This is a genomic window from Bifidobacterium sp. UTCIF-1, from assembly GCF_006408915.1.
GTDB classification, from domain to species: domain Bacteria; phylum Actinomycetota; class Actinomycetes; order Actinomycetales; family Bifidobacteriaceae; genus Bifidobacterium; species Bifidobacterium reuteri.
Genome location: NZ_JFAG01000010.1, coordinates 12,882 through 37,240, shown reverse-complemented (window position 1 = coordinate 37,240; position 24,359 = coordinate 12,882). Strand labels below are relative to the sequence as shown.

Genomic DNA, 24,359 nt, shown 5'->3' with positions numbered 1-24,359 from the left:
CAATCGAACATATGTACGAAAGTCTGAGTCTGTTCGCCGAGCCAACTCGGTCATGGTTCATGCATGCATTCGGGAAGCCCACCGAAGCGCAGAATCAGGCGTGGCCGGCCATCGCCTCTGGCGAACATGTACTGGTGATTGCACCCACCGGCTCAGGCAAGACGCTCGCCGCGTTCCTCTCCGCCATCGATCGATTGCTGCAGCCGGGAAATAAACGGACGCGTTCGAAGCGCACAGGTGTACGCGTTCTCTACATTTCACCGCTCAAGGCGCTTGCGGTGGATGTGGCCAAAAACCTCGAACAGCCCCTCGACGGCATCGCCGCGCAATGCGAAGCACAGGGGCTGCATGCGCCGAACATCACCGTCGCCACCCGATCGGGGGATACCACTGCCCAAGAGAGACGCCATATCGCCTCCCACCCACCGGAAATCCTGGTCACGACTCCGGAATCCTTGTATCTGCTGCTCACCTCCAAGACCAGACGGATCCTGTCCACTGTGGAGACGGTGATCATCGATGAGATCCACGCGGTGGCGGGCACCAAGCGCGGCGCCCATCTGGCGTTGAGCCTGGAACGGCTGGAACGACTGGTCTCCGAATCGCGCAGACGGGAATCTATGGACTCATCGGCGTCTGTCGAGGCGATACAGTCCGACAACGACGCCTTTGCCGACGCTGTTGTCGGCTCGATGACGGAGCATACGGGGCAAGATGACCGCATCGGTGGTGGAGGCCGCGCAAGTCAGTCGTGGCGTATCCAGCGCATCGGTCTTTCCGCGACGGTCAATCCGCCTGAAGAGGCTGCTCGATTCCTAGGTGGAGGCAGACCGGTGACCATAGTGAATCCGGGCGGCAGGCCGGCCATGGACGTGAAGATGGTCGAGCCGTTGGACAACATGCGGGATTTGGACTCCGGCAATGTGCAACATCGTGCGGGAGGCGCGGATTCCAGCCAGGCCAGGCCGTATATCAGCGGGGTCACACCGGCCATGCAGAGGCTGGCAGAGCGTAAGGGCATCACTGGTGTCGCTGATGGTGGTGACGAGGACGCCGAGCGTGACGGTTCGGTCTCTTCGGCAATAACGGGAGCCCGTGGCGACCGTACATCAGGATCCATATGGCCTGTGGTGGAGCGCAGCATCCTCGATGAGGTGTTGGCGCATCGCACCACACTGGTATTCGTGAACTCCCGAGGTGTGGCGGAGAAACTCACCGCACGGCTCAACGATATGTACGCCGAAAGCCCTGCCGCTGGCACTGGTAGGTCGTCTGGGCGAATTGGCTCGGATACCGATGAAGCGCATGAATCCCTTGGCCCTGGCTCTCCGGAAGGACGTGAGGGGTTCGCAGCCCACTACGATGCCGTGGTCGGCTCCACCACCATGCTCGTCGATGCCCATGAGGACGCTGATGTGATCGCCATGGCCCATCACGGTTCGGTTTCCAAAGACCGCCGCAAGATGATCGAGGAACGATTGAAACGAGGCAAACTGCGCTGTGTGGTGGCCACCTCCAGCTTGGAACTCGGCATCGATATGGGGTCGGTCGATCTGGTGATCCAGGTTGATACCCCGCTGTCCGTATCCTCGGGGCTTCAGCGTGTCGGACGGGCCGACCATCAGGTCGGGGGAGTGTCCCATGCCCTGTTCTACCCGCTTACCCGCCATCAGATTGTCACCTCGGCGGCCTGCATGGAATCGATGATCGCCGGCGATATCGAACCGCTGTCCATACCGCGCAATCCGCTTGACGTGCTCGCCCAACAGAGTGTCGCAGAGGCCTCCATGCATGATTTGGACGTCGAGGACTGGTATGCGACCGTACGTCGCAGCGCGCCGTTCGCCGAACTGTCCCGTGACATGTTCGACGCGGTATTGGGCATGATGTCAGGCGCATACAACACCGAGGAGTTTTCGGCATTCAAACCACGACTGATGTGGAACAGGGAGGAGGGTCGGATTTCCGCGCGTCCCGGCGCGCAGAAGATCGCCGTGACCTCAGGCGGCACGATTCCCGACCGTGGACTATACACGGTGGTGCTTCCCGAGGCGGATGCCGGCAAAGTCCAGCGGCGCGTAGGCGAACTGGACGAAGAGATGGTCTACGAGTCTCGTGTGGGCGATGTGATCACGCTGGGCACGTCATCCTGGCAGATTCAGGAAATCACGCGGGATCGCGTCGTGGTGACCCCGGCCCCCGGACGCACCGCCCGACTGCCGTTCTGGCATGGCGAAGGTGCGGGGCGGGACTACGGGTTCAGCCGCACCATTGGTCGTTTCCTCCGGGAAACCAGCGCCGGTCTCATATTCGCTTCCGTCCTCCCGCGTGAAAGCAGTCCGACAGGGGAACAACCTTCCTATACCGGGGAAACGATATCTGACTCTCCTCTCCGAGGGGAGCTGTCTGCGCAGCAGACTGAGGGGAGTTTCGAGGGGAAACTAGTTACAGCAACCATTCCATCTTCGCCTACCTTCAGCACGTCCATCCTCAATCGACTCCGCCACGACGGCCTCGACAGCAATGCCATCGCCAATCTGGCGCGTCTTCTTGCCGAACAGCAGGCCGCAACCGGCGTGGTTCCCGACGACCGCACCCTGGTGGTCGAACGCACCCGTGACGAAGACGGCGGATGGCGAGTCGTGCTGCTCAGTCCCTTCGGCCGCCGCGTGCATGAGCCATGGGCCATGGCCATCAGCCGCCGACTCGCCACCCGATACGGCTTCGACGGCCAGGCCTATGCCGCCGATGACGGCATAGTTATCCAACTGCCGGACGGCGAAGGCCATATCCCCATGGCGGACCTGTTCCTGTTCGACCCGGAAGACCTTAAAACGGACGTGGAACGCCAAGTGGGTGAGTCCGTGCTGTTCGCCGCCCGGTTCCGCGAATGCGCCGCACGATCGTTGTTCATGCCCCGCTCCGAACCCGGCCGCCGCGTGCCTCTGTGGCAGCAGCGGCTCAGGGCGGCGCAACTGCTGCAATCCGCGCGCACGGCCAAAAACTTCCCATTGCTGCTCGAAACGGCCCGTGAATGCCTGCAGGATGTCTACGATATGCCAGCCCTGAACGAGGTGATGACCGGGCTCCAATCCGGCGCTATCGTCGTGAAAGACGTGGAGACCGACACACCATCGCCATTCGCCGAGAACATCCTGTTCGGCTTCGTCGGCTCGGTGATGTACCAGTACGACCAGCCACAAGCCGAACGCAATGCGCAGTTGCTCTCCCTCGACCCGCAGGTGCTGGAACGGCTGCTCGGCACCACGGATATGGCGCAAGTGCTGGACTCGGACGTGATTCACGATGTCGAAAGGGAGCTGGGGGAGCGTACCTTCTGGAACGAGCTCGCGGACGATGATGTGACAGGCCGCGTGACCCGTTACGCTAAAACGCATGGCCCCTTCACCGCGGAGCGGCTCATTGCCGATCTTCATCTGACCGTCACGGATGCAGTGCATACACTGGATGCGCTCACCGCCAAAGGGGAGCTGCTGCAAGGGCATTTTACGGATGCGGACTCCACTGATGCGGATTCCGGTGGGATGGTGTCGGCCGGCAACGGCGATGCGACGGTCCAATGGCTGCACAAGGACGTATTCCGCCGCATACGCGCGCGGTCGCTGGCCAAGGCGCGCAAGGCGGTCAAACCGGTCGAACCGTCCGTCTATCAGATGTTCCTGCTCGGCCGGCAAGGCGTAGGACCGGTGGGAGGCGAACGATACGAGGGCGCGGACGGGCTGATGCGCGTCATCGAACAGTTGGAAGGCGTCGCCCTGCCCGCCGTACTATGGGAATCCTCGGTATTCCCCGCACGTGTCCGCGATTACCAGCCGGCGTTGCTGGATGAATTGCTGACCTCCGGCGACGTGGTCTGGGTGGGATCCAAGACCGGTGCCACCGGTGCGCTGGAGGTCGGCGAGGTGGCGTTCCATCCGGCCGACTCATTGCTGCTGGACTCAATGCCTTCCGGTCCGGCACCATCGGCCTCATTGGCGTCGGGCAAGGTACCGTCGAGTTCGGAGCTATCGGATGCGGTGCCATCGGGTACAGTACTGTCGGGACAGGGCGATTCGGACGAGTCATCCGTCACCATGCCCGAATCGATACTCGCGGCGCTGGATTCCGGTGGCGCCTTCCATGCGCGGCAGTTGGCGGATGCGGCCAAGCGCGTCTGGAGCGAGACCGCCGAACCGTTGAACGCCCGTCACCCCTTCGCGCGCATCCTCCATCAGGCCGGCTTCGTCCCCGTCCCCCAAGGCATGCGCCTGTACTGAGCGGTGATGTGTTCCGAAGACCGCCGGCGAGGACGGCACATTGAGGACGGCTCATAAACGGTGGCCATGCGAGTCCTGGATAGCCATCGGGGCGACGAGCCAGCAACACTCGTTGGGAGCCGTCAAGCTGGTTACGGTCGCCGTGCAGCAATCGACCCCAGCACCCGTGGATAACGGCGGTTGCAGGAGACCACGGTCGCGCCCATGGCAGCCAGGCCGAAGACGACCATCACGGCCAATACCCATGGCAAGGTGAGTGTGAACGCCAGCACCGTAAGCAGCAGCATGGGAAGCGATGCAATCAGGGTCGCCGCCGATAGCGAACCCATCGAGCCGGTGTGAGTGGCGAGGAACATCTGCTCGGTCGCGAATGCCAGCGCCGCCGGTGCCAGTACGACATAGATGACCCGCATGACGGTGGCCGAGGCATCGAGCCCCGCCCATGCCAGATAGCCCACGGTGGTCAGAATCATGAACTCCGCGAGGAGCACAGGAAGCAGACTCTTGGCCAGGCAGTATCCCAGCATCGAGCGCCCCGAACCGCGCCAGTTCTCCAACGTGCCGTCGGTCTGCGGCACCACGCTCAAGTCCATCGAAGACGAATTGGAATACAACGTGCCGAACGCCAGCATCGATGCGGTATACCCATACCACGCCGCCAGCCCCTGCGCCATGCCCCATACATTGATCGTAGCCAGTTGCTGCGGCGAGGAGCCAGACAACAGTACGGCGAGCATGATCGGTATGAACAGCCACATGCCCACTGCAAACGCCAAGTATAACGGGCTTTTACGTAGCAGCGTCCAATCGTGCCAGAGCATCGCCCTCATCGCGTGCCTCCCAATCCGAAGTCCACATGATCGCGCTCACGGCCGAGCGTGGCCGCCTGCCGGAAGGCGTCGATATCGTCGAAGTCGGCGAGCAGGCAATCCTTGGCCACACGCTTGTCATCCAGAACAATCACACGGTCGGCGACCTCCCAGCAGTAGTCGAGGTCATGCGTGATGGTCAGTATCGTGCGTCCATCCGCCTTGAGCTGCCGCATCAGGTCGATGAGGAGCTGCCGGGTGACCGGATCGACCGCGTTGGTCGGCTCGTCCAGCAGGACGAGCCGGGGATTGAACAGCATGCCGGCCATGATGCCCGCACGCTTCCTCAATCCGCTGGAAAGATCCTTGACCTTCTTGTCAAGATGCTCGCCGAGTTCGAACGCGCGGACCATCGGCAGTCGGTCGAGATGCTTCAGGTCAAGCGGATGCGGGTCGTCATGCGTGGCGTACAGCATCGAACGGAACCTGAGATTCTCGCGGATGGTCATCGTGGGGGAGAGATTGCCCGAATCGGTGAGCTGGAATACATCACGCATGGAGCGGAACACGTCGGCGTTGATGGTCGCAGAGCCTTCCTGTGGGCGCAGCAGTCCGGTGATCACGCCGAACAGGGTGGTTTTGCCCACTCCGTTATAGCCGAGGATGCCCAATGACTGTCCGGCCGGCACGTCAAGGTCGATGTGCTCGAGCACGGGTTTGCGACGCCTGTATCCGAACGTCATGTCCGTGACGCGGATGGCGAGCGGATCCTGACCTGCGGGTGCCGCTGCGGCCGTTCCTGATGCGGAGGGCATGACGGATACCGTCGAATCAGAAGTTACGGGGGCAGATGCCGTGGACGTCGTCGCGACGATGGAATCGAGTGTGGTAGTGGTCATGATCGTTGCCTTTCCCTTGATGAATATCGACCACAGGTACAGCGCCAGCGCGGCGAGCGTTGGCGTGACGGCCAGCGCGACGCCCTGCGGTCCCGCGATGGTCGCGCGGAGTGCGGGAGCGTCGAGGAACGCGAACCCCATCAGCGCCGCGGACAGCACGGTGATAGGGATTACGGCGTACGCCAGTTGCGCTGCGAGATACTGCCGGAACGGACGTCCGCAGGCGCGTACCGAAACGATGGTGCCGTTGGCGAAGTCGCTGCGGATCGCGTCGAGCGACAGCGTCGGCGCCAGGCCCATCGTGAACGATGCGACGGCGAAACGTAGCATCACCCCGGCCATGTCAGGGCCCATGGCCAGCGGGGTGATGGTGGCGATCAGTGAGAGGGGTGCCACGATGGCGATAACGGCGGTGATGAGCATCGCCGTGTTATGCCGGATCTGCTGCAGATCCTTGTACAGGACGGCCTTCATATGAGCCTCGATTCGTGGATTGGCCGGTGATATCGGGAAGTGATGTCGGAACGATGATTTCGAGTATGCTTGCGCCAGGCCATGCGCGAAACCGCGGTTTCAGGTATGGCTCACGCCAGGCGATGGTGTGTTATTCGGGTTGGCGAACTGTGAGAATCCCGCGCCCGCTGTGGCGGATGTGGGGCGACGGCTATGGTTCGGTGGCTATTGGCGGTTACCGGCGGTCTATTGCCCGGCGACGATCTGCCTCAACGCTGCCACATGCGACCGGAATGCGGACCCGCCCTCGCTGGTCAACCTGACCCATGTGACCTTGTAGGCCTTGCCGCCCTCATCGGCTTTCTTGTCCAATTGCACGTAACCGTGGTCGGCGAGCGTCTTCAGATGCTTGGAGCAGGTGGCGTCGCTGATGCCGAGCGTGTCGCGCAGCACGTCGAACCGCAGGGTGCCGTAGGTGTCCAGCAGTCCGCAGATGCGCAGCCGCACCGGGGCGTGGATTACCTCGTTGAAGATTGGTTCCGGATCATCCGACGCCATGATGCGTCTCCCCGTCGCTGGTGGGTTCGCCCATGGGAGTCGTGCGTTGCCTGAGCGCGCGGATGGTCTCGCTGAGTTCAAGATGCTCCATGAAACCGTTGAACGCAGCACCCACTGCCGTGACCGCCACGGCCGACCACCAGGCGTTCGTGGCATAGCCCACCGCCAGGGCAGCGGCTGCCGGAATGAAATTGGCGATGGCATGCACGGCGAGGATGATCCGGAACCGCCGGCTCTTCATCACAGGCCGTGGGGGAAGCCATTGGATGGCGACGCCCTGCATGTGGCAGGTGAACAGCAGCATCGCGTAGACCAACAGCACGGAAACCGCCAGCAATGTGAATATAAGCCATGCGGGATTGCCCGGCTGATGGAACCGGTTGAGGAACACCTGTGGAATCAGCCAATACGTCAGGGTGATCATGCCATATATCACCGTCACCCATATGACGGTCGGGACGCGGTTTCTCTCGTAATAGTCGGAGGCGAGCCTCGCCCGATCCGTGTCCAAGGCACTCAGTGCGTCCAAGGCGGCCGGCGCATTGGACGCTATCGACGGGTTGTCCAACGCCCGAGGGGGCAGCACAGGTTGTGGTGTTTGTGCTGCCTGCCGTGCATCGGATTGGCGCTGCTGTTGCTGCAACCGGTCACGCGGCTCGTCACCGGCGCTCGTCCGTGTACCCTGCGTATCCGCCATGATGGCCCCCTTTGCGGTCCCTTGAGCCTGGACGTTAGCTTGATCGCTGGCTGCGCTGCGGCCAAACCACTTTCCGCTACGGAAAACAGTACCACTTTCCGTTATGGAAACAAGTTGCGTGTCGGCATGGCGGTGTCGGCATGGCGAGGCGTGCAAGGAAAATGGCGGGCAACGGGTATCCCACAGTGCAGGGGAATTCCCGGCATATATAGTCCATGGAAGAGAGGTCGACGCGGAACTCGTCTTAGCGGATGCGCCAGCTGGAGTCTCGCCGCGTCATGATGAGACCTGCGCGTGTGAGTTTCTTGTTCAGTGTGTACAGGGCGTAGTGGAGCAGGCCCTGCTGCTCGAAATACGGGCCACTGACCAGCTCGGCGAGCCTCTTGATGTCCACGAATTCGCCGTTGGCACGCACCAAGGCTTCGAGCAGGCTGTATTCCAAGCGGGACAGGTTGATGGGCGTGTGCGTGGAGGCATAGTACGCCTTCCGGTTCGTGGTGTCCAGAGTGAGGTTGCCGCGAATGATCATCGTGGGGGAGCCGGGGGTGAGCGCTTCGACATGGGAGAGCAGTTCCGTGTCGGAGAACGGTTTGCGCAACACGGCGTCAGGTTGATTCAGATGCGATTGATCGGTGCGCGGCACATCGCTATCGTTGGGGTCGGCCGGATGGCTCGCAAGAGGTTCGTATTCGTCAGGCAAGGCGCGCCACCGATTGCCGGCACCTGTGGTCCGGCTCAGTGGCGTGGATGTCAGCAGCAGAATCTTGATATCGGGCGCAGCCTTACGAAGCGATGCGATGAAGGAGCCATCAGGCGGTTCCACCATATCCTCGTCAAGTACGATGGCATCATACTGCGGTTCGGACTGCCCCAATTCCGCGAGCGTATCGGCATGTGTGGCGGTCTGCTCCACATCGTGATGCGCGCCGAGCAGCGTGCCTCGAATGGCGCGGGCCAGCGGCTCGTTCGTCGCAGCGACCAAAAGCCTCATCATGCATCCTTTTCCACACCCAGTATTGCTACTGCCCAGTCTAGGACGGGGAATCGGCTTTCGGATGATTCAGCCGATGAAGGCGACGGGTGCGGCGAGATCCACGCCGGAACCGTCGCGGCGCATGTCGGGCTTCGGCAGCTCCACCGGCGTGCCGGAGGATGTGGCGGCACGCAGCGGATACAGACCCACCCACGCCAGGATCAGCGTGTTCTGGCCTTTCAGGAAGCGCTGCGAGCGCACACCGCCCGTGGCACGACCCTTGGTCGGGTACATCTCCAACGGCGTCACTTTGGCGGCGCCGTTCTCGGTGCCGGGCAGTGCGTCCTCGTCGCCGGCCACGGTGAGCACCACGGCACCGGACGCCGAGCTCAGGCCGTTCTCGCCCTCCTCATACGTCCACGCCACCTTGCCTGCGGGCACCACATTGAACGCCATGACCTGTGCGCCGTCAGCCAGCTTGATGCCGGCCATGCCCCCTGCGGTGCGGCCTTGCGGACGCACGTTCTTCGCCTCGAACGTCAAGAGGGAGGAATCCGAGGCGATGAACACCAGACGGTCGTCGTCCTCGGCGGTGGCGGCGAACACCACCTCATCGCCATCCTTCAGGTCGATGACAGGCCAGGAGTCCATCGTGGTGGGAGCCTCGCGGTTCCAACGCTTGACCACACCGTTGCGGGTGCCGATGGCCAGCGAGGGGAGCGGTGCGTCGGCGGCATCGGATTCATTTCCCGAGTCGCCGGTCTTCACCGGCTCCATGGCGATGGCGGTCACCACGTGTTCGCCCGGAATAGGATCGGTGGATTCGGTCATGCCGATCAGCTCGTCCGCCTGCACGCCACCGGTCAAGGCGAGCGCCTCGGAAGCGGGCAACGCCGGCAGATCGACCACATGGGCCAGCACCAAGCGTCCCGCCGACGTGATCAGCGCATATGTCGCCTGCGTGGAAGTCGGGAACAACGCGGTGATCTGATCGTTCGGCTGACGCTTGTCGGAAGAGGAGCGGGCATGGTACACGTCCAGTGCGCTTGGCGTGGTTCGTGCGATCAGACCTGTGGCGCTCATCATCACCACGCACGGTTCGTCCTCGATCTTCAGGGCTCCCGCCAAGGCGTTCTCCTCGCCGCTCTTTTTGGCGGCCTTGGTCGCAGCGGCGACATCGGCCGCCGCCGAGGAGATAGTGGCCGCGGACTGCACCGCCTCGAGCGCGGACTGGGCGAGCGCGGCGGCGGGCGCGCCGAATGCGGAAACCGGGGTCGGTGTGCCATCGGGATCCACATCCAGCAGCACTGTCCGGCGCGGCGAGCCCCACTTGGAGACCGCTTCGTCCATCTCGCCGGTCACCACCTTGTCCAACGCCTCCGCGGACGCCAGGATACGGGTGAGCTCCTCGATGCGTTTCTTCAGATCATCGCGCTCGGCCTCAAGCTCGATGCGGTTCATCTTGGTGAGCCTGCGCAGACGGAGATCGAGGATGTACTGCGCCTGCACCTCGTCCAGATCGAAGACGGCCATCAAGCGGGTCTTGGCGACATCGGCGTCATCCGAGGTGCGGATCACCTGGATCACCTCATCGATGTCGAGCATGGCCAGCAGCAGGCCCTCGACCAGATGCAGGCGCTCCTGCGCCTTCTTCTTGCGGTATTCGCTGCGGCGGCGGATCACCACACGGCGGTGATCGATCCATACCTGCAGCATCTCTTTCAGACCCATGGTGTGCGGTCGGCCATCCACCAGCGCCACGTTGTTCATCGCGAAATTGTCCTGCAGCGGCGTGTGCTTGAACAGTTGCACCAGCACGGCATGCGGGTCGAAACCGGTCTTAATCTCGATGACCAGACGGGTGCCGTTGTGTCGGTCGGACAGGTCGTACGCGGCGGAGATGCCTTCGAGCTTACGGTTCTTCACACCGTCGGAGATGCGTTCGATCACCTTCTCCGGGCCCACCATGTAGGGCAGCTCGGTCACCACGATCGCCTGCTTGCGTGCGGTGACATGCTCGATATGCGTGGTGGCGCGTGTGGTCAGCGTGCCTCGGCCGGTCTCATACGCCTCGCGGATGCCGTCACGGCCCAGGATGGTGCCGCCTGTCGGCCAGTCCGGGCCCGGCACATAGCGCATCAGCTGTTCGAGCGTGGCCTCGGGATGGGCCATCAGGAACTTGGCGGCGTTCACCACCTCAGCAAGATTATGCGTGGCGAGGTTCGTGGCCATGCCCACGGCGATACCCGAACCGCCATTGACCAGAAGGTTCGGGATTGCGGCCGGCAGCACGGTCGGTTCCTTGAGCTTGTTGTCGTAGTTCGGCGTGAAATCGACCGTATTCTCGTCGATGTCCGCGTTCATGCCGAGGGCGGCGGGAGCGAGGCGGGCCTCGGTGTAACGGGATGCCGCCGGACCGTCGTCAAGAGAGCCGAAGTTGCCGTGCCCATCCACGAGAATCAGCCGCATGGCGAACGGCTGTGCCAGACGCACCATGGCCTCGTAGATTGCGGAATCGCCATGCGGATGCAGCTTGCCCATGACCTCGCCCACCACACGGGCGGATTTCATATAAGGGCGGTCCGGATTCAGGTTCATCTGGCCCATCTGGTAGACGATGCGTCGCTGCACCGGCTTCAACCCGTCGCGCGCATCGGGCAAGGCGCGCGCATAGATCACCGAATACGCGTATTCGAGGAATGATTTGCTCATCTCCTCGTTCAACGGCGTCTCGACGATATGCTCCTTGACTGTGCGCGGATCATAGGTCTGCACGGACGGCTTGCGGTGTGATGCCATGGAACTCCCTTTCAAACTCGCACCATAGTAGCAGTGCCCCTGCGCACATGCGCCGAACATCATCGTTCATCGTCGATCATCATCGACAGCGGGCTCATTGGGGTTACCATGAACCATATGACTGTCGATACGCCGGAAATGGACCAACTGCTGCGCCTGATACCCACCGTGACCTATCAGGACGCCAATCCGTCAGGAGCCCTGCACCTGTCCGCTGTGCTCCCCGCATTGTCCAGCGCCATAGGTCATCCGACGCCCACCCCTGTGCATGCCAATCCGGAGGCATGCCAGGAAGCCTTGGGACTGCCTGATGCGGCTTCCGCCATCGTCGTGCTGGTGGACGGTCTGGGATACTGGAATCTGGCCATGCGGCTGGGCCATGCACCCTATCTGCGCTCACTGATGAACGACTCCGCCAACCAGCGTCCTATCGCCACCTGCGCGCCCAGTACCACCGTGGCGGCCATGGCCACGTTCGGCACAGGCACATGCCCGGGACTGACCGGCATGGCAGGTTACACGCAGTTGGAACCGAACAGTCGCAAACTCATCCAGCTCATCCAATTCAAGGATGCCTTGGCGCCCAAGCCAGCCAACCCGCACCTTCCCCAGCCGCCCATCATCGACCCGCATGAGCTGCAACGCGAACCCACCGTGTTCGAGCGTCTCGCCGCCCAGCAGGTGCGGGTCACCAGTTCAGGTCTGCCGAAGTTCAAAGGGTCGCCCTTGACCGAAGCGGCTCTACGCGGCACCGAGTACCGGGCCGGCGTCACGCCGCGCGATCGCGTGCTTGCCGCCGCCCGCGCCGCCAACGAACCGGGGCTCACGTATCTGTACATCCGTGATGCGGACAAGGTCGGACACAACTACGGATGGGATTCGGAACAATGGGTGGCCGCATTCGAGCATATCGACGCGCAGCTGGCCCTGTTGAGACGCAGCGCTCCCCAAGGGACGCTCATCGTGATCGTAGCCGATCACGGCATGGTGCAGACCGATCCGGCGCAGCGGGTGGACATCGCCGCCGAACCGCAGCTGATGCAGGGCGTGGAGCTGGTTGGAGGTGAGCCGCGCTCGCTGATGCTATACGCGCAGGACGGCGAGGACCCGGAGGATATCGCGCGGCGGTGGCGCAATCGTCTGGAGGACCGTGCGCAGGTGCGGACGAAGTCACAGGCGATAGGCGATGGATTGTTCGGCCCGGTGTCCGAACGTGTGAAGCCGGTGATCGGCGACGTGATCGTGCAGGCCGCCGATGGGATGACGATCGTGGATTCACGCACCCAGAATGACAAGGCCACGCATCTGCCCAGCGTGCATGGTTCGCAGACTCGTCTGGAGATGGAGATTCCCTGCCTCATCGACGTCGCATGACATGTCGATACATGACGCCGACTGCGGCGTCCGGCGTTCAGTCTCCGAACAGGATCTCGTCCCAGCTGGGCACGGCGGACCGGCCTGAACGGCGTTTGGGGGTCTTGCCGGCATGGGCGGATGCCGTTGCGGCGGCGGATGTCTCGGAATTGCCGGCATCGCCGGCACTCGTGGCCGCGTGGCTTGCCGCGGGCAGTCCCGAAGGGGCATCGACCGTGGCGGGGGCGATGGCCTGTATGGAGGCCTGTACGGATGGTGTCGTCTGGTCCGTGGCCAGTCCCGCAGTCTGGGCCGTCGTGGGGTTCGCTCCGGCCGGCATGCCGTTGGGTATGACTGCCGCGGAACCAGCCGGACCTGACACCGGGATGACACGGGCGCTGCCGTCGACGGACGCGCCCGTGTCGGATGATCCGGTAGGTGTCGCGAGCACAGCCGCACCCGGGAATTTGACCGGAGGCATGGAGCCGGAGGCGCCGGGATCGGCGGAGGTTCCCGCCCCAACGGCGGCTTGCGGCACGGCAGCGGGAATCGACGGCTTTGGCGCCGCCCATGCGCTCACCGCCCGCTCGATGCGCGCCGAGCGTATGGAATCTCCCGGCAGCTCAGGGCCGGGGAGCAGTCTCGCCGCGGCTTTGGAATCATCCGCGGCACTGTGCTCGCCCAATAACTTGCGCGCAGCGTTGTTCAGGCATACCACGGAATTATCGTGCATGTTCCACGTCCATTCGGCGTGGATCTCCCGTCCCGCGGAAGTGAACACCGCCACGATGCGCCATGGTTCGAGTCCGCGGCGAGTGGATTTCCAGGTCACCGATTCCATGCCGATGGAAGCGGAGGCGAGCGTACGCTCCACCAGATCGTTGATGGTACGGACCCGGCTGTCTTTCGGGGCCGGCACGGTCAGGAACTGTTCGATGGCATACTGTTTCTCGGTTTCCACCGCTGCGGAGAAGCGCCGCACCAACGTTTCGCTCAGACCGTAGCGCTCGGCCACGCGGGAAGGATCCGCGCCCGCGCGGATCAGTGATTGGATCTGGGAAATCGGCAATGTCGCCTGTTCATGCGGCTGGGCTGGCTCACGCCGCTCGCTTCTGACCTGCTTCGCTTCGAGAATCGCACGTTCGAGCGTGTCGTCCAGGCTGACAGCCACCTGACGTCCGCCTACGGAGAAAATCAGGTCCCCCGCTTCGCTGACACGCTCAAAATGGGCCTTTTCAAGCCGATTCTCAGGCATACGTACTCCACTTTCCTTGCCAAGGACATTGCTATATTCCAGTATGCCCCACGTGTCGAACTTTACATGTATTTCAAATCGTGTACCCTATGGCCGAGTATAGCGTGGCAACGAGCGCGCACAGCAGTAGATGTGAGATGAAAGGACCATGATGGCTCAGGATTATGATTCCCCTCGCAACAAGGACGAGGACGAGGAATCGCTGCAGGCTCTGGGGAAGTCCGCACAGAACTCCTCGAGCGACATTGATGATGACGAGAACGCCATCGCCGAAGACTACGAGTTGCCGGGCGCGGATCTGAGCAACGAGGATTCCTCGGTCACCGTCATCCCGATGCAGGGCGATGAGTTCGTCTGCTCCCAGTGCTTCCTCGTCAAGCACCGCAGCCAGCTTGCCTATATGGATGAGGATGGCCAGCCGGTGTGTGAGGAGTGCGCCTCCTGATGGCGTTCGACGAAACCTACAACGAGCCCGAAAACACCGAGGTGCTGGTCAAATCGATCGATCCGGAGCATCCGGCCGACCTGCATTACGCGCATGCCGGTGACGCTGGCGCCGATCTCATCACCACGGTCGATGTGACCTTGAAGCCGTTCCAACTCGCATTGGTGCCCACCGGAGTGGCTATCGCATTGCCGGCAGGGTATGTGGCGCTGGTGCATCCCCGTTCCGGTCTGGCCGCCAAGCAGGGGGTCACGGTGCTCAACGCTCCCGGTACCGTCGACGCAGGTTATCGTGGAGAGATCAAGGTGCCGCTGATCAACCTCGACCCGGAGCATACTGCCGAATTCCATCCTGGCGACCGCATCGCCCAGCTGGTGATTCAACGGTATGTGGAGGCGCGGTTCGTTCCCGCCGACGTCCTGCCCGGATCCGACCGGGCCGAACGCGGTTTCGGTTCGACCGGGGTGTCGGGCGCTGCGGCGTAGGGCGGCGGCACAGGGCGAATCAATCGCAAATGCATGATAGCCGGCCCGGCCCGCAGCGAACGTGGTGCGGCGGGCCGGGCCGGCGCGTGGCTACAATGAAAGTCACAATGGGAGGTGGCAGGCATGTCGGAGAACGAGAGCGAGCAGTATGCCGCCCGCAAGTTGGGCTGTGAGATCAGTGCCGATCCGCTGAACCCGCTCGAGCCCATCAAGCAGGTGTGCAAGGCCCATCATCCGGGAGAGGATCTGACCATCCTCGACCGTGCATACAGGCGTGCCGTCATACAGCACTCATCCCAGCGCCGCAAGTCGGGGGAGCCGTACATCATCCATCCGCTGGCCGTCTCCCAGATCCTCGCCGACCTCGGCATGGGCCCGGTGGTCGTCGCAGCCGGTCTGCTGCATGACACGGTGGAGGACACCGACTACACACTGGAGCAATGCCGTGCGGAATTCGGTGACACCGTGGCCGGGCTGGTCGATGGCGTCACCAAGCTGAGTCAGCTCGAGGTCGGCGACTCGGCCCAGGCCGAGACCATCCGAAAGCTTGTGGTGGCCATGAGCCGTGACGTGCGCACACTGGTCGTCAAACTCGCCGATCGCGTGCACAACGCACGCACCTGGCGCTATGTCAAGACCACCTCAGCGCAGAGGAAGGCGCGCGAGACCCTCGACGTCTATGCGCCGCTGGCCAACCGTCTCGGCATGAACGCCATCAAGACGGAGCTCGAGGAACTGAGCTTCAAAGTGCTCTATCCCAAGATCTACAACGAGATCGTGGTGCTGGTGGCGCGCCGTGCGGGCCAGCGCGAGGTGTACCTCAAGCAGATTCTCGCCGAGATCAATGATGATCTGTCGGAGCAGCATATCAGGGCGTATGTGACCGGCCGCCCGAAGGATTATTTCTCCATTTACCAGAAGATGATCGTGCGCGGCCATGATTTCGCCAACATCTATGATTTGGTGGGCGTGCGCATCATCGTCGACACCATTCAGGACTGCTATGCGGCGCTTGGCGCCGTGCATGCGCGGTGGAACCCGGTTCCCGGACGGTTCAAGGACTATATCGCCATGCCGAAGCTCAACATGTACCAGTCCCTGCATACCACGGTGGTGGGGCCGGGCGGCAAGCCGGTCGAGATTCAGATCCGCACCTGGGACATGCACCGCCGCGCCGAGTTCGGCATCGCCGCACATTGGAAGTACAAGGAGAATGGTCAGGCCGGCCGGGCGTTGAGCTCGCCGGACAAGTCCGACCGCAAGCGCGGCGACAACGAGCAGGAACTTTCCGAAGCCGACAATCTCAAATGGATTCAGCAGCTCGCCGACTGGACGAGCGAGACACCAGACTCCAACGAGTTCCTCGGTTCCCTGAAAGAGGATCTCGGTTCCGCCGAAGTGTACGTGTTCACGCCGAAAGGCAAGATCGTCTCGTTGCCAGCCAAGGCCACTCCGGTGGATTTCGCGTACGCCGTGCATACCGAAGTGGGCCATCGTACGATGGGCGCCCGCGTCAACGGTCGTCTGGTGCCGCTCGACACCACGCTCGACAATGGCGACACCGTGGAGATCCTCACCTCCAAGTCCGAGACGGCCGGGCCCTCCCGCGATTGGCTGAGCTTCGTCAAGAGTCCGAAGGCACGCAACAAGATTCGTCAATGGTTCTCGAAGGAGCGGCGTACCGAGGCCATTGAGGAGGGACGCGACGAACTGACCCGCGCCATGCGCAAGCGCAATCTGCCGGTGAATGCGTTGCTCACTCCCGAGGCTCTGGTCGGTGTCGCCGTCGACCTGAACTTCCCGAACGCGGATGCGGTCTTCGCCGCCATCGGCGATGGCCAGATCTCAACACAGAACGTCATCTCCCATCTGGTCAAGGATGCCGGCGCCGACGAAGTGGACGAGGAGGTCGAGCAGGAGGCTCTGCCGCTCAAGCCGGTGGAACGCAAGACCTCGTCCAGTTCCACTGGCGTGTCCGTGAAAGGTGTGGGCGATGTATGGATCAAGCTCGCACGATGCTGCATGCCGGTGCCGGGAGACCAGATCATTGGCTTCATCACCCGTAGCCAGGGCGTATCGGTGCACAGGACCGATTGCCAGAACATGATCGATCTGAAGGCCAAGCAACCGGAGCGTGTGGTGGAGGTCGAATGGACCAGCACGAAGGGTCTGTTCATGGTCAAGATCCAGGTGGAGGCGCTGGACAGGCGCAACCTGCTGTCTGATGTGACGCGCGTGCTCTCCGACCATGGCGTGAACATCATCTCGGGCACCATTGCCACCGGCTCCGACCGTGTGGCCACCAGCCAGTTCAGCTTCGAAATGGCCGACCCCCAGCATCTCAACACATTGCTCGCCGCAGTGCGCAAGATCGATGGCGTCTTCGATGTCTACCGTCTGACCGGTGCCAAGGAATCCGCCGAACCCCGGCTGCGCAAAATGAAGTAGCAATCGGGATACCGTCTCCGAGAAGCATCCCTCGGACGGACTCTCCTCGACAGACTCTCCCTCTGTCGGGGCAGCGGATGCAGGCGATTGTGGGATATCGAAACGATGAGGGCTCCGATGATTGACATCGGAGCCCTCATTCAGTAGGCAGTGTGGACCTGGCTTACTCCGCCACGTCCACGGACAGGATCACGGCAGGTTCGGTCGGACGATCCATCGGATCGGTGGACAGCGCTTCGAGCTTGTTCACCACCTGCTTGGAGGCGTCATCGGCCACTTCGCCGAAGATGGTGTGATGGCCGTCCAGCCACGGGGTCGGCACCGTCGTGATGAAGAACTGGGATCCGTTGGTGCCGTGGACCTTGCCGTCACGGCCGCGACGCAGGCCGGCGTTCGCCATGGCCAGCAGATACGGCTTGTCGAACTTCAGGCTCGGGTCGATCTCATCATCGAACTCATAGCCGGGGCCGCCGGTGCCGGTGCCCAGCGGGCATCCGCCCTGGATCATGAAATCCTTGATGATGCGGTGGAACGTGAGTCCGTTGTAGAACTTGCCGTGGGAGGGCTGACCGGTGTACGGGTCGGCCCATTCCTTCTCGCCTGTGGCGAGACCCAGGAAGTTGGCCACGGTGTTGGGGGCCTTGTCGTCGAACAGGTTGATGGTGATATCGCCCTCGGAGGTGCGCATGATTACTGTAGTCATAGGTTCCAGTCTGACATTGCCCCACGTCATTCATCTGATGGTGATGTCGTGGGGCGGCGCGGGGCTGCGGTGCCGGTGTTATATGCCGACGCGGGCATGGCATGCCGGCAGGCATATGCGAATCAGCGGATGGGGGAGAAGCTGACACCCTCGTTGCTGCCGGTGGTTGAACCGCCACTGTTGGACGAGCCTGAAGAGGAAGAGCCGGAGCCGGTGGATGTTGAGCCCGACGTCGAACCCGAGTTGGAATCCGAGCCTGTAGAACCGGAGGTGTCTCCGGACGTTCCCGAACCATTCGTTCCCGAGCCATTCGTTCCCGAGGAGCCGGTGGAATCCGAACCCGACGATCCGGTGGAATCTGTGGTTCCGGAACCGTTGGTGGTACCGGAATTGCTGCTGTCGGATCCGGTGCCGTTGGAGTTCGTCGAATCGTTGGTCGTGCCGTCCGTTGTGGTGTTTTCGTTGCCGGTGCCATCGTTCTGATCGGATTGCCCATACTGCGGATTCTGGTCGTTGTGGTGGGGCTGTACCGTGGAATCGCCGTCATCGGTGGTGCTGTCGGATGATGTGGTGGGGGAGATCAGGTCGGAGACCACGGTATCGGTGCCATGCCCCTGGGTCACCAGCATCACGATTCCCGCGGTTACGGCCACCGTCAGTAGTCCTGAAACCAGGGTGACGACTACTGCCGTACGTTTGGGGTCATGGCGGTGTTTGCGTAGCTCGGCGATGGAATAGGTATGCCCGTCGTTGGGGCGGGAGACGATTTCCCGGGGCCTGCGCGCCGATGCGGCGCCTTGCGGTTCGACGGTTCGGCCTTGCGCGGGTCCATGGCCCGAACGCTCGCGGGAGGCATCTGCATCCGCATCCTTGGACTGCTCCGCCTTCGCGGTGCCGTCGGTATCCTGGTCGATGGAGGGATCGCCGGATCCCTCGTCGCCCGCATCGTCATTGTCGGCGTCTTCGCTGCCTGAGTTGCCGAGGGTCTGTTGGAATTTCTCGCTGGATGCCGTAATCAGATTCTTGTAGATGTTCGTGGCGACCACGGAGACGATGTAACTGGCTGCCGCACCTATGACCGATCCGGCGACGCCGATTTTCGCGGCCAGCAGGAATGAGGTGACGGCGGCCAATGTGCCGGCCACAATCGAGGAAAGGGAAAGACCTTGGAAAAACTTCTTCACAACGTATGACGGTAGGCGGTTCTGCTGTCATCTTGCTGAAGGCGCGGTGAAAACGACAGAATGCTTACATGAGGATTCCATAATCTTCACATGATTCAGGACAGGGGATGGCGAGGTTGCGGGAATGCCATTATGCCATCATGCCGATGAGGTCTCATGCCCAGTCGAATCGTCCGGTGCCTGCGCCCAGTTCGAAATGCAGTCTGGCTATGCCGAGGCAGATATGCGCCTGTACGCCGTCAAGGGCCTGCGCGCGGACGGTGCGTCCATCCTCCAGCAGCTCGAACCGGACCGGTTGCTTGCCCAATGCGCTGGGGGCGAGCATGACCGCCTCGATACCGGCATGGAACCATTCGGGGGCGTCGGCATATGTTCCATTGGCCACAGTGCCGAGCTCCTCCGCCGGTCTACTGCGATGAGGACGTCCCGGGCGCGTGCCATGACCCAATGCTATGGCTGCGGGCATGCGTTGTCCGGTGCCGATCGTCCACGCACCATGGTGGTCCTGGGTTTCATGAAGCACCACCCATGACGTGTCCAATCCCAATGAGACCGCGTTGAGCGCCAGCAGTTCACCGGCATAGCCCACCTGCTCGTCAAGACGATGTCCATCGTCGCAAACACCCGCATCGGTGCCGTCATCGTCCTTGCCGGAGGTTTCGGAGCCTTCCGGCTCGTCGGAGCCGATCAGCGCGATGAGGTTATGCACCCCCGAGAACCGTCCATAATGCGTGGGGCATCCGCCGAGCGCATCCTCGGCATCATGGATCAGTTGGATGTGCAGATCGTAGGTGCCGTTGAGCTCGTCGATAAGACGGGACAATGTCGCTATCTGCTCTGCGGCCAAAGGCTCTTCGCTGAAGTTGCGAACGGCATGGCGTTCCTTCATCGACTCGAGCAGGTTCATGGCATTCCTCTCAATTCACGGTGTCGGGCATGGTGCGACTGACAATCATCCTCATAGTACTGGGCGGGCGCGAACGCGGCGAACGTGGCTGGCACGACGGGCGCGACGGTTCCGCCGCGGCGGGCACCGCTTTGGAGCGGCACTGGGATGCGGCGTCAGTTGCGATGCAGCGAATGCCGCGTAGGTTTCATGACGGACATGAGCACGGCGGCGAAGATCAGCGCAAAGCCCACCATCGAACTCCATATGATGCGCTCGCCCCAGAACAGGGCGGAGAACGACACGGCGAACAGGGATTCCGTGCACATGATGATGGATGCCTGTGATGCCGGCACATGCGCGAGCCCGATGTTCTGCATGATCTGGGCGCTCATCGTGGCGCCGAGGAACAGGTACAGCACGCTGGCCACCACCGGGCCAGCCAGCCAGCCGGCGTCGGGCGTCGGCTCGGTGAATACGGCTCCGAGGAGGAACAGCGTTCCCGCCACGGCGAACTGCACGAAGGTGATGGCGATCGGGTCGAACCGTTGGGCGTATACGCCGAGGAACGTGAGGTTGAAGGAGAAGATTATTGCGGTGCCGATGGTGAGCCAGTCGCCTACGCCCAGGGACAGCGAGCCGCCTGGTTTGAGAGAGACGAATCCGACGCCGATGAGACAGACGACGCCTGCGATGAGATTGATGATCTTCGGCCGGTTCTTCGACACGATCCATGTGACGAACGGCGTCAGCACGCAGTAGGCGGCTGTCAGGAACGCGCTGCGTCCCGGTTCGATGGTCTGCAGGCCAACGGTCTGCGTGACCATCGTGCCCCAGTACGTCATGCCCACCACCACGGCGGGGATGATGATCTTGGGCGTCAGATTGGGGATGATGTGCCTGTGGAACAGTGCCAGCATGCACAGACACGCACCGAACATGCGCAGGGCCATCAGCCATTGCGGCGGAATCGCCTCCATGGCGAACTTGGCGAGCAGATAGCTGCCGCCCCACAACGCCGCGCATGCGAGGAGCATCAGACGCGCGAGATTCGGCGGGAACGAACGTGACCATTGGCTTCGCAGCCTGTTGAAACGATCGACCAAACTCATAGGCATATCCTCTGCACTTCTTGTCTTCCGCCTGTTTGCTCCGGGTCACAGGTTACGGGGACGACCGGTCAAAATCGGGGATTGGAGTCGGGGTGCGTGGTCGGCACGTTCGATGGGGGTATAGCACCGGTGCTCATGCAAGGTGACGTTACTCACAGCGATCATCCGGGCGGTTGGCGTACGGTTTGATTACTGTTGACTATGTATCATCAGTGCAATGAAAGGACTTGCCATGGCAGTCATCACTCCGGAAATCAAGGAATTCGTGGCGAACAACCTCGGTTTCGTCTCCACCATCTCCAAGGACGGGGAGCTGGATCTCGGTCCGAAGATGTCCCTGTTCGTTCTGGACGACACGCACATCGCCTACCACGAGCGCACCGCCGGTCAGACCTACGAGAACCTGAAGAACGGATCGCCGCTGGTCGTCGCGTTCGCCAACCTCGAGAAGAAGCAGGGCTACCGCTTCCGCGGCAACGTCACCCTGCACGTCGATGACGACATCTACGACGCCCAGGTCAAGATCGCCGAGGAGAAGGGCACCAAGAAGCCGGCCGTGATTCCGGTGCTTGAGGTCACTGAGATCCAGAACCTCGCTTCCGGCCCGAACGCCGGCAAGACCATCGTCAAGGACTGATGCCGAGCCCCATGCGGGCGATTCCATGTCCCTTGCAGGCCGTCTCCGCATCTCACGGAGGCGGCCTGCCGTGTATATGACGTCGCTGGCCACCTTATTGTTGCTTGATGGTGCGGATGATGATGTGATGCCCCTCCGCGTCGGTGGTGGCGAACAGGTAGGTGTCCCCGCCGTCCTTGAGCCTGAGCTTCCTGCGCAGTCCCGCCACAGGCATGGGGAAATTCCGTACGGTGATGTTCGCGTGCGTCAGCCCCTTCATCGCACGGTTCAGGTCATGCTTGTTCATCGTGGTCACCGTCTCGATGGCGAATGAGCGTCCGGGGAATCCGCCAATCGGTTGTCCGGAGACGAACAAGTGGCTGTTCGGACCGATTTGACGGACATTGAACCGGCGCTCCACTATATCGAAGCATCCGGCCTTCATGATGGAGGCATTGGGCTCATACAGGTACTGCCAACCGGCGTCATCCGCAACGATTCTGCCATCAGAGGCATGATTCGCCGATTCGGCGGCGATCATGGCAGAATCGTTGCCCCTCGACGCATCAGGCACGAACTCCAACACCTGGTCGTCGTTGACGCACACCACACGGGGCGCGTCGCACCGGTCTTGGCCCAATACCAGCAGCAGCTCCTTGCACTCATTGCCGGTGGAGACGATATGCACCTCATGCACCGAGCCCGAAAAGTCGGCGACCGTCTTATGCCAGTCGAGCATGGGGGACAGCTTGATCATGACCACGGACGCCTTGCCGAGCAGCAGATCCTTCAGCGCCAGAACATCCGGGGTGCAGTCCGCGATCGCATAGGTGCGCGAACCATGGTCATCCCTGCGCGCCGGGTCGGCGAAGATCATCGACACCCGGTCAAGTCCCCGAACCGCTTCGGTGGAATCGCCGTTGATGATTCCGGCATGGGGCAGTCCCAGCAGCGGGAGATTATGCCGGGCGATATCGCACAGGTCCGGCTGCCGTTCCACATATGTCGCCGTGTCGAACACGCGGGCCATATAGGAGAAATCGACACCGAACCCGCCTGTCATATCCACGAGGGACATGGGCGAGTCGGATGATGCCAGGAGCCGTGACGCCACACGCGCCTTGTACTGTGCCGTGAACTGCGAAGAGCACTGTTCCATCGGGACCTGAGGCGGATATATCACCCCCTCGCACCCCGCCCAGTCAGGAAGCTTGACACGCGCACGCTGCCACCCGGAAATCTGCTCCAGGGCGAACGGCAGATCGACCGACGCATCATGCCTGGCATGCAGCGCCAGATCGCGCACATCCTCATTGCGGTGTTCGGCTATAAACGCAAGGGTCTGTTCGGTAATCTCCACAACGGTCATTGTAAAGGAGCGTCGACCGTCCGGTGAGCGTCTCCACGGCTCATGATGATATGGAGGAAGAAGCCAAGGAGGTCCACATGATCGATGAAGTGGTGATGCTGCGCCACGGACGCACCCAATACAATCTCGAGCACCGGCTCCAGGGACAGATCGATGTGCCTCTCGACATCGTGGGGCAATGGCAGGCCGATCAGACAGGATTCGCGCTCGCGAGCCGTTTCTATTGGGCGAAGGTGAACCATCTGGCCGAGCGTCCGGAATTGATTGCACAGCCGGGGTTCGGCGCCGCGGAACGCACCGACGTCAGGCAATGGCAGCAGGCTCCGGCGGCCTCCCGGCGCATGGCGGTCGTCTCCTCCGACCTGTTCCGCGCCCGGCAGACCGCGCATGCCTTCGCGGATGTCCTGGGGCTTGAGGTCCGGGTCGATGCGAGGCTGCGCGAGCGCAGTTTCGGCCAATGGGAAGGGCTCACCCGCGAGGAGATCAAGGAGCAGGACGCCGAGGCGTACGCCTCCTGGAAGCACCATACCGGTGGAGAGACGCGCTACGGCGTGGAAAGCCGGGCGCAGGTCGGTGAGCGAGGCGCCGCCGCCGTATGCGATCTGATCGCCGATCCGGCCATCAACGGCGAAGGTGCGGGACGCCATGACCCGGTCACGCTGATGCTGGTCGGCCACGGATCATGGATCACCGCCACCATCGCCAACCTGCTCGGGCTCGACCCGAACGGCATGAACGCCCTCGGCGGACTGCGCAATGCCAGCTGGTGCCGGCTCAAGGTGCGGCATACCGTCAACGGCCAGCCGGTGGACACGCCATACTTCGAACTCGACGAATACAACAAGACTCCGGCCGTTGCGGACAGCGCCGACTGGGAGAACGGTCCGTCCGATCTTCGAGGAGCCGGCATGCTGGATTGGCGGCCCGTCATATGGTGAGACAGCATGGCGTGTCATGCTCATATGCGCATGTCCGTGCCGGACCCGCCGTATGCGCAAATTCGAACGGTGGGTCTAGACTGATTCCGGTTTACGACCG

Annotated in this window: 18 protein-coding genes and 1 pseudogene; 7 read left to right on the top strand and 12 right to left on the bottom strand. The window is 62.3% G+C overall.

From position 1 onward, the window contains the following. Positions 1 to 11: 11 nt before the first annotated feature. A pseudogene (locus BW09_RS05670) lies at positions 12 to 4,196 on the top strand (DEAD/DEAH box helicase); the annotation flags it as partial. A 212-nt stretch (positions 4,197 to 4,408) separates the two neighbouring features. Here BW09_RS05670 and BW09_RS05665 read toward each other — a convergent pair. The 6 genes from BW09_RS05665 to BW09_RS05640 form a co-directional block, all read right to left on the bottom strand. Continuing rightward, a complete protein-coding gene (locus BW09_RS05665) occupies positions 4,409 to 5,053 on the bottom strand; it encodes a hypothetical protein (RefSeq protein ID WP_140462349.1) in 645 nt (214 codons plus the stop codon). 50 nt (positions 5,054 to 5,103) lie between these two features. Beyond that, positions 5,104 to 6,459 carry an ABC transporter ATP-binding protein gene (locus BW09_RS11115; protein ID WP_238567019.1) on the bottom strand — a complete coding sequence of 452 codons (1,356 nt, stop codon included), beginning with the start codon at positions 6,457 to 6,459 and terminating at the stop codon, positions 5,104 to 5,106. Positions 6,460 to 6,684: 225 nt separating this feature from the next. Then, entirely contained in the window at positions 6,685 to 6,996 is a 312-nt protein-coding gene (locus BW09_RS05655) for a transcriptional regulator (protein WP_044088879.1), read from the bottom strand. After that, on the bottom strand, positions 6,983 to 7,693 hold the full coding sequence (locus BW09_RS05650) for a hypothetical protein (RefSeq protein ID WP_044088880.1): 711 nt from the start codon (positions 7,691 to 7,693) through the stop codon (positions 6,983 to 6,985). The genes BW09_RS05655 and BW09_RS05650 overlap by 14 nt, the downstream gene beginning before the upstream one ends. 244 nt (positions 7,694 to 7,937) lie before the next feature. Then, the gene (locus BW09_RS05645) at positions 7,938 to 8,687 is read right to left on the bottom strand and encodes a response regulator transcription factor (RefSeq protein ID WP_223847861.1); all 750 of its coding nucleotides are present in this window, start codon (positions 8,685 to 8,687) and stop codon (positions 7,938 to 7,940) included. 66 nt (positions 8,688 to 8,753) lie between these two features. Beyond that, positions 8,754 to 11,465, bottom strand: coding sequence for a DNA topoisomerase (ATP-hydrolyzing) subunit A (locus tag BW09_RS05640; protein WP_044088882.1), 2,712 nt, complete (start codon positions 11,463 to 11,465; stop codon positions 8,754 to 8,756). A gap of 117 nt (positions 11,466 to 11,582) precedes the next feature. Here BW09_RS05640 and BW09_RS05635 point away from each other — a divergent pair, with 117 nt between their 5' ends. Beyond that, a complete protein-coding gene (locus BW09_RS05635; protein ID WP_140462348.1) occupies positions 11,583 to 12,839 on the top strand; it encodes an alkaline phosphatase family protein in 1,257 nt (418 codons plus the stop codon). 37 nt (positions 12,840 to 12,876) lie between these two features. Here the strand turns inward: BW09_RS05635 and sepH are convergent, their stop codons facing one another. Continuing rightward, positions 12,877 to 14,073, bottom strand: coding sequence for a septation protein SepH (gene sepH, locus BW09_RS05630; protein WP_140462347.1), 1,197 nt, complete (start codon positions 14,071 to 14,073; stop codon positions 12,877 to 12,879). A gap of 151 nt (positions 14,074 to 14,224) precedes the next feature. Here sepH and BW09_RS05625 point away from each other — a divergent pair, with 151 nt between their 5' ends. The 3 genes from BW09_RS05625 (at position 14,225) to BW09_RS05615 (ending at position 17,451) form a co-directional block, all read left to right on the top strand. Further along, positions 14,225 to 14,518, top strand: coding sequence for a DUF4193 domain-containing protein (locus BW09_RS05625; protein WP_044088924.1), 294 nt, complete (start codon positions 14,225 to 14,227; stop codon positions 14,516 to 14,518). Next, a complete protein-coding gene (gene dut / locus BW09_RS05620; protein ID WP_140464803.1) occupies positions 14,518 to 15,003 on the top strand; it encodes a dUTP diphosphatase in 486 nt (161 codons plus the stop codon). Before BW09_RS05625 ends, dut begins: the two co-directional genes overlap by 1 nt. Before the next feature lie 123 nt (positions 15,004 to 15,126). After that, entirely contained in the window at positions 15,127 to 17,451 is a 2,325-nt protein-coding gene (locus tag BW09_RS05615; protein ID WP_044088886.1) for a bifunctional (p)ppGpp synthetase/guanosine-3',5'-bis(diphosphate) 3'-pyrophosphohydrolase, read from the top strand. A 163-nt stretch (positions 17,452 to 17,614) separates the two neighbouring features. On the opposite strand, the gene BW09_RS05610 is transcribed toward BW09_RS05615, so the two are convergent. From BW09_RS05610 to BW09_RS05595, 4 genes are all read right to left on the bottom strand, one after another. Next, positions 17,615 to 18,154 carry a peptidylprolyl isomerase gene (locus BW09_RS05610; RefSeq protein ID WP_044088887.1) on the bottom strand — a complete coding sequence of 180 codons (540 nt, stop codon included), beginning with the start codon at positions 18,152 to 18,154 and terminating at the stop codon, positions 17,615 to 17,617. 122 nt (positions 18,155 to 18,276) lie between these two features. Continuing rightward, positions 18,277 to 19,338, bottom strand: a complete 1,062-nt coding sequence (locus BW09_RS05605; protein WP_140462345.1) for a hypothetical protein — start codon at positions 19,336 to 19,338, stop codon at positions 18,277 to 18,279. Between the two features lie 154 nt (positions 19,339 to 19,492). After that, positions 19,493 to 20,245, bottom strand: coding sequence for a nitroreductase family protein (locus BW09_RS05600; RefSeq protein WP_044088889.1), 753 nt, complete (start codon positions 20,243 to 20,245; stop codon positions 19,493 to 19,495). A 155-nt stretch (positions 20,246 to 20,400) separates the two neighbouring features. Further along, entirely contained in the window at positions 20,401 to 21,336 is a 936-nt protein-coding gene (locus tag BW09_RS05595) for a DMT family transporter (RefSeq protein ID WP_140462442.1), read from the bottom strand. A gap of 232 nt (positions 21,337 to 21,568) precedes the next feature. On the opposite strand from BW09_RS05595, the gene BW09_RS05590 reads away from it, so the two are divergent. Further along, entirely contained in the window at positions 21,569 to 21,973 is a 405-nt protein-coding gene (locus BW09_RS05590; protein WP_044088891.1) for a pyridoxamine 5'-phosphate oxidase family protein, read from the top strand. Between the two features lie 94 nt (positions 21,974 to 22,067). Here the strand turns inward: BW09_RS05590 and BW09_RS05585 are convergent, their stop codons facing one another. Continuing rightward, complete coding sequence (locus tag BW09_RS05585; protein WP_140462344.1) at positions 22,068 to 23,312, bottom strand: SAM-dependent methyltransferase; 1,245 nt, start codon at positions 23,310 to 23,312, stop codon at positions 22,068 to 22,070. 86 nt (positions 23,313 to 23,398) lie between these two features. Between BW09_RS05585 and BW09_RS05580 the strand changes: the two genes are divergently transcribed. Beyond that, positions 23,399 to 24,259: a histidine phosphatase family protein gene (locus BW09_RS05580; protein ID WP_140462343.1), complete on the top strand. Its 861-nt coding sequence runs from the start codon at positions 23,399 to 23,401 to the stop codon at positions 24,257 to 24,259. Positions 24,260 to 24,359: the final 100 nt, after the last annotated feature.